The following is a 6,204-nucleotide window of genomic DNA, read 5'->3' as shown; positions in this document are numbered from 1 at the left end:
ATCGCCATCTGGGGCTGCGGGCCGGTGGGACAGATGGCAATCCGAAGCGCGTTCTTGCTGGGGGCAGAGCGCGTTATCGCGATCGACTCGGTTTCGGAGCGGTTGGAACTGGCGCGGGCTACAGGCGCGATCACGATCGATTTCGTGGATGAAGACGTCTACGACCGTATCCAGGAGCTCACGAAGGGCCGCGGAGCTGATGCCTGCATCGATGCTGTGGGTACCGAGCCGCTTGCAAATTCCAACTTCTACGCGATCGTCGACCGGGTGAAGGTCGCTACATTTATGGGCACCGACCGGCCTCACGTCTTACGCCAGGCCATACACTGCACGCGCAATTTCGGCACGGTCTCCATTGTCGGCGTGTATGGCGGCTTCCTTGACAAGATCCCTTTCGGCTCCGCCATCAACCGGGGATTGAYCATGCGCATGGCACAGACGCCGGTCCAGGGTTATTTGCCCAAACTGCTTGCTCACATTGAGAACGGCGACATCGACCCGTCCTTCGTTGTTACCCACACAGCGAGCCTCGAAGAGGGTCCAGATCTCTACAAGATATTCAACGACAAGAAGGACGGCTGCATCAAAGTCGTCCTCAAGCCCTAGCGCCGGAGCGATCACGGCGGCGCTTTGGCCGCGGCGACGGCCAAGCCTGTGGAGCAGGCTCGCATCGGCTTGGAAGGTTCGCAGCTCAAGCGGTAAAAAAGGTCATCGAGGATGCTCGCCACTCAGCGGGCCTGATGCGGTAGGGTAGCGCGCAAGTCGCCGGTTCCAGTGGCTACACTCGGTGAAAACGAAGCCCTTACACAACGGAACGCATGGGCTTAGCAATCGTTGAATGCTTTTCAGCGAGTGGCCGCCATGCACCTTTGCCAAATCCTGCTTCCCCGCGCCGACAATGCCGGCAAGCCATTCGCGCGGGAAGACTTTGAACGCGGGAAGGAAGAACTGGCGAGCCGTTTTGAAGGCGTTACGGCTTATCTTCAGGCACCAGCGGAGGGTTTATGGCGGCAAGGCGCGGAATCCGACAGCGACGACATAGTCATCTTCGAGGTGATGACGGAGGAGATCGACTTGTCGGATTGGCACAGCCGACGCTCCGATCTCGAACGCCGGTTCCGGCAGGACAAGGTTATCATCCGCTACATGCCGATCGCACTGGTCTAGCGAAGTCGTCATGCCGTCGTCTTCGATTCGCAGGAGCGAGTATGATCCCGAGACCCGGATACTTTCTGTGTGGTTCGTCGCGAGCGGCAAACGCTATGACTACGAGGCTGTTCCTCAGGAAATCTATCATGATTTCCAAAGCGCCTTTGCAAAAGGTCGCTTCTTTAATGACCACATCCGGAATCGTTTCCGCTACCAACTGATCTCGGACGAATAGCGGATGATCGGAACCCACACTCCGCGCCCGCCTCGGAGTGTACCGAGCCGGCAGGCTTCGATTCCGGCAGAGCAGATCCGTGAGCCCGCTGATGCCATCTAGGCGGCAATCAAAGCCACAGCTCGCCACGAGTGTGCTTCCCCAACAGTCGTTTGGCGGGGCGGCTCCCGCTTCTTGTCTACGGCCCAAATTAGTTTGCCCGTTTTGATGCCGAATGCGCACATGCCAGCCGATCAAGGGGTCCGACCCGGCTATAGGTCTAGGAAGAGAAGCGAATGGCCTACTCCCGCGCGACGTCGTAGCTAGGCTTTCTAGATGAAAATTCGTGGAACGCAGCTGAGTGCCAGACCAGCCAGCTGCCGAGAGCCCCTCATTTTACCCCTGCAGCGCAACTCAGGGCCAGTAAGGGGCCGCTGTGGGGCCGAGAACGGACGGGCAGCTTACGGGATCGTGTTGTTGGGAAGCGGCCGTTTCGGTCGTCGACCTCAAGTATGCCATCCCGGGCTGGCCGGACCCGTCGGCCTGGCAGGCTGCAGCGCAGCTAACGATCTCGCGGCACGAAATGGGCGATTGAAGCGGGACCAACATCGTCTGCGGGGTTGGAAATCTTCTCCCCGTGCAGATAAATCTGTTTGAGGATATCTCGGACATGGATTGCGGTTGCCGGCGCACCGCGCTCGACAATCTTCACGCAATGCGCACGCAGATCGTCGGGCGTGATTTCGGTGAGCAGGCGGTTTCGCCAGATCGGCAACAGATCACGCTCGAAGATTGAGCGGCGCATCGAGCGTGTGCTCTCCGCCATTGGTGGCGTCAGTTCGCTGCGGCAGCAGCCGACCGTTTGAAAACGATGGCTACCCTGGTTCCCTCCGTGGCGCTTGAGTTGACGTCGAATTCCGCCTTGGCGTTTTCAGTCAGCGAGTGAGCAATCAGCGCCCCCAGCTTACCATGCTTGGGCCAGCTCTCCCCTTCAGGCAGCCCGATCCCGTCGTCCGCAACGATGATCCTGCAACCATCGCCGTTGACGATGCTGTGTAGGGTTATTGTACCACCGTCACGCCCGCGGAAGGCATGTTTAAGCGCATTGGTCAGCAGCTCGTTTACCACCAACCCTGTCGGCATGGCGACGTTGATAGAGACCGGATAGGTATCAACCTTCATGTCGAGTCGAATACCCTCGACCGCATGCGAGGTCATCACCGCTGACGCGATTTGGCTGAGATAGACCCCGAGATCCACCTCTTCCTTCTGCGCGTCAGCAGACAGCGTCTGGTAGAGGATGGCGAGCGCGTCGACGCGGCCGGCGAGCCTCTCGAAGCGCTTCTGGTCCGGCTCTGTGGCATTTCGGGTTTCCAGACGGATCAGCGCGGTGATCATCTGCARRTTGTTYTTCACRCGRTGCTGCAACTCGCGCAGCAGCGTGTCCTTTTCGCGCACGCGCTCTTCGACCGAGCGCGTATCCTCAGTATCGCCATGAGCCGACACGTCGACAAGCGCCACCAGCCGAAAGCAGATCTTGCCGTTGTCGTCCTCGATAAGATTGGAATAGACGTCAACAAGCGCCTGCTTATCCGCGTCGCCCTCAAGCCGGAAGGTGCCCACGAAATCGGTTTCCTCGATCACGGCCTCGGCCAGGGGCCGGTCCTTTTGCTGGTGGAGGCCAACGCCGGAAAGTGCGGACCAGTTTTGCCGGGTAAGGCCGGACGCCGTCAGGCCCGAGAGTTTTTCAAATTCCGGATTGGCATAGACAACGCGCTCCTTCGCCTTCAGGTCTGAGACCGCTATGGCAATCGGCACTTGGTCGAGGAATTTCTTGAATTGTTCGCTTTCCAGCGCAGTGGCAAGGTCAGGTGTATCAAGCAGTTGCTCGACAGCCTCGGCTTTATCTGCATCGGATGTCATCTGCGGCGCCTGTGCTGGAAATAGGCGACATCAATACCAGCGATACGTTACTCCCGCTATTGCCAAAGCAAAAGGCGGAAAGGCCCCCGGTCAGATTAGGAGGCCTGGTGTCGCGGAGCGGCAGGACCATTGTGAAATGCAGGCCCAGGCGGTTCAGTTCGACTTTTCCGTCGCATTGCAGGACAATCGTGGAAGAGATGCGCGGGATGGTCCAAATCGAGCGCTCCCATGTCACTGCGGGTTAGAGAGAACGACTAAAAAGGAACTTCCCAACGGTGGCCTACACGCTGATTTGGTACGGCAAACAGGGCATTGTCGAAAAAGTGCCGTTCGACGCCGAGAAGGCCGCACGGGAGCACGCGCTGCCTGCCTTCTCCGGTAGAAAGCACGAAGGTATCGTAGCGGTGGAGGTGCGGAAGGACGACGGAACGGCTGTATTCAGCCAAGCGGGCACCCACTAAATCGTTCTGCCCATGGACAGGTTGAGAAGAAGAGTTTCGGCCACCGATCTTCACTATCCGCTATTGACCGGCTTCCCTCTATCTGTCGGTCGCTCTAGCATCTGACGGAACTGCGAGCGCAACGCCAAGCTGGATGTCCGCCAGAAACACTTTCGGCGCTGTCCTACTATAGAGGTCGATGGCCTCATTGTAGAATCCCTGTCACGCAAGTCCGAGCTCGTGACCAAATGCTCCTTCATGGCGATCGGCGGCTCATCTTCGATGATCATGATATCGGTAGTGAACCTGGCGTGAGACCTCGTCCGACGCAGTACCCAGAGGGCGGCCGAAGGCCCTGCCGCACACGCTTGAACTGCAGGCTTTGGAGATCAACGGTTCAGGCAAGAGCTACGCCAATGACGACGACCTGCTAAAGAGGCTCAAGCAAGAGGCTGGCGATAGTCAGTGTTTGCTCGACTGTGGGGTGAGCCCCCTGGCCATCTCACGAGTGTAACCCTCGGCTGCATCCGCGGTCGCGAACTGTCGTGCTTCAACCCTGCCGTCTGGTACAAAGGTCACTGCAAGTTACGGAAGCCCCGGCACTGGGGGCCAATAGACAGCGTAGCCGACAAGGGGCTTCTTTCCACTCATCGCGAAGTCCTATCGCCCGTGTCAGAAATGCACCCTCGAATGCAGCGGACTAGTCTTGTTGTCCATTGCCCGCAGGTGGTCATGAAGAACATTGATTTCAGTCCATCGGTATTTTTCCCAAGACTTGATGATGATTATGACGAGTGATGCTGCTTGGCTAGTCCACAAGTCCGACGTTGGCCGATCTGGTTACCAAAGCTGCGCTTGATGCCGGCCTGGCGGTTGGGTTTGACGAGGGAGTGCCTTGATTTGCCGGTCGTTAAGCTGTCGCGCCACCATGGCTGAAGCGGTCAAGTATCCAATACCGTTGACTAGCCACCAATCGCTTCTGGTCCTTCTTCGACACAAAGGCTCGCTGGTGCACCAAACTCCGACATGGGAGAGTAGATCAACATTAATCTGCTTAAGTGCGGTGTTTCCTACTTAGGCTTGTCGCCAGCGTCCGCCATTTCGTCCTTGAAGCTAACTTTCGTGCTCTTTTGCACCATAGAGGCGAGGTCTTCGGCGTCCCAGTTAGTCAGCCTGATGCAGCCATGCGAGAAGGTTTTTCCGATCTTGCCGGGTTCGGGCGTGCCATGAATGCCGAAGCTTTCGATAGAAAGATCGATCCAGATGGATCCCACCGGATTGTTCGGTCCGGCAGCAATGGTGAACGGTCGCTTGGTCTTGACGCCCTTGAAAGCGAAGTCGGGATCGTAGTGATAGGTCGGATTGCGCACCACGCGTTTGACCTCTGCCTGGCCACTCGGCGCCGGCTTGTCGTCGCTGCCGATCGAGGCAGGATAGACTGCCAGCGCTTTACCGGAAGGATCGAGCACACGCACCACGCGAGCCCCCTTGTCGACCTCAACCCCGGCAATGGCGGCGGGAGGATCGCTCCGGCCAACATCAGGGACCAGCAACTTCGTGCCGGCCTTCCTGAGGCCGATGCTAGGGTTGAGCCTTCGGAACAGTTGTTCGCTGATATGGAAGCGCTCCGCCAACTTCTCGGCCGCATCGCGATAGCCGAGCCTCGACAGGCGGGCCATCCGCTCCAGGCGAGCCGGAATTCGCTTGGTAAARGGTCCGCGCAGATCCTTGCGGGTCAGCTCATAGGTGACCAGGGCTGGGCTCGAGGAGGTTGCCAACAGCTTATCCCAGGTCTCCCGAGTGAGCTTGCCATCGGCAGGGAATCCATTCGCCGTCTGGAAGGCCCTGACCGCACTGGCGAAGTTCTCTCCGAGGCGGCCGTCGATCAGGCCCGGCGAGAAGCGCGCACGATCCAAAAGAATTTGCGCCTTCAGAACCGCTGAGCTGAAACCTTTTGGTCCGTCGGAGGCGTATTGAGCCTGGTTGACGGCGGTCAGGTCCAGCTTAGCCGCTTCCGACCCGCCGCAAGCGAGGAGGAACGCTGCGGCGACAACTAGGAGCCTGATCATCGATTTCACTCCGGACGGAAACCTGCCTATATGACGCGGCACGACTTGTTTGGTTCCGTTCCTCGGCCCAAGGCGTTCTAGTTCAAGGCTTTAGCGCCGGCTTGGCGCTTTTCAGAAGTTTTTTCGCAGGGTTGAGCCCCGCACGGTCCAAACGACCTGTCGAGGCTCGCAGGGCAGCTTAAGGGTGCTCGCTTTGCCGCCATCCGTTCCTTTCAAGATTTGCTGAAACGAGCAGAAGATGCCGACGGTGTCCAACCGGCAGTTAAGACGCGCGCGACAGCTACAGGAGAACCTACGCGAGACACGCAAGGCAGACCTTCCACCAATCCGCGCGGCGAAGAAGCAAGCAAGGCCGGGCCTGCGTCGGCGGCGGAGCCATTGCAGATGAGGGACGTTGTCACCCCAAGGG

At 58.6% G+C, this 6,204-nt stretch carries 6 protein-coding genes and 1 pseudogene; 4 read left to right on the top strand and 3 right to left on the bottom strand.

The window, feature by feature from the left end; all coding sequences use genetic code 11:
* From AC1DWF_RS29165 to AC1DWF_RS29155, 3 genes are all read left to right on the top strand, one after another.
* Positions 1 to 606, top strand: a 606-nt coding sequence (locus AC1DWF_RS29165; protein WP_476842376.1) for a zinc-binding dehydrogenase, incomplete at its 5' end; no start/stop codon positions are given.
* A 255-nt stretch (positions 607 to 861) separates the two neighbouring features.
* The gene (locus tag AC1DWF_RS29160) at positions 862 to 1,167 is read left to right on the top strand and encodes a hypothetical protein (protein ID WP_476785811.1); all 306 of its coding nucleotides are present in this window, start codon (positions 862 to 864) and stop codon (positions 1,165 to 1,167) included.
* A 10-nt stretch (positions 1,168 to 1,177) separates the two neighbouring features.
* Entirely contained in the window at positions 1,178 to 1,384 is a 207-nt protein-coding gene (locus AC1DWF_RS29155; RefSeq protein WP_476785810.1) for a KTSC domain-containing protein, read from the top strand.
* A gap of 544 nt (positions 1,385 to 1,928) precedes the next feature.
* On the opposite strand, the pseudogene AC1DWF_RS29150 reads toward AC1DWF_RS29155, so the two are convergent.
* A pseudogene (locus tag AC1DWF_RS29150) lies at positions 1,929 to 2,192 on the bottom strand (phage integrase central domain-containing protein); the annotation flags it as partial.
* 5 nt (positions 2,193 to 2,197) lie between these two features.
* Positions 2,198 to 3,286 (bottom strand): sensor histidine kinase, encoded by a 1,089-nt coding sequence (locus AC1DWF_RS29145; RefSeq protein WP_476785809.1) that lies wholly within the window; start codon positions 3,284 to 3,286, stop codon positions 2,198 to 2,200.
* 275 nt (positions 3,287 to 3,561) lie between these two features.
* Here AC1DWF_RS29145 and AC1DWF_RS29140 point away from each other — a divergent pair, with 275 nt between their 5' ends.
* Positions 3,562 to 3,747, top strand: a complete 186-nt coding sequence (locus AC1DWF_RS29140; protein WP_476788978.1) for a hypothetical protein — start codon at positions 3,562 to 3,564, stop codon at positions 3,745 to 3,747.
* A gap of 1,049 nt (positions 3,748 to 4,796) precedes the next feature.
* Here AC1DWF_RS29140 and AC1DWF_RS29135 read toward each other — a convergent pair.
* The gene (locus AC1DWF_RS29135; RefSeq protein WP_476788987.1) at positions 4,797 to 5,795 is read right to left on the bottom strand and encodes a L,D-transpeptidase family protein; all 999 of its coding nucleotides are present in this window, start codon (positions 5,793 to 5,795) and stop codon (positions 4,797 to 4,799) included.
* Between the last annotated feature and the right edge of the window lie 409 nt (positions 5,796 to 6,204).

The organism is Aminobacter sp. P4_D5 (assembly GCF_056401815.1).
This window is presented reverse-complemented; position numbering and strand designations above follow the sequence as displayed.

What these genes read in the sequence shown, in the direction of transcription:
- AC1DWF_RS29160 (WP_476785811.1), top strand. Translation starts at nt 862, where the DNA reads ATGCACCTTTGCCAAATCCTGCTTCCCCGCGCCGACAATGCCGGCAAG.
- AC1DWF_RS29155 (WP_476785810.1), top strand. Translation starts at nt 1,178, where the DNA reads ATGCCGTCGTCTTCGATTCGCAGGAGCGAGTATGATCCCGAGACCCGG.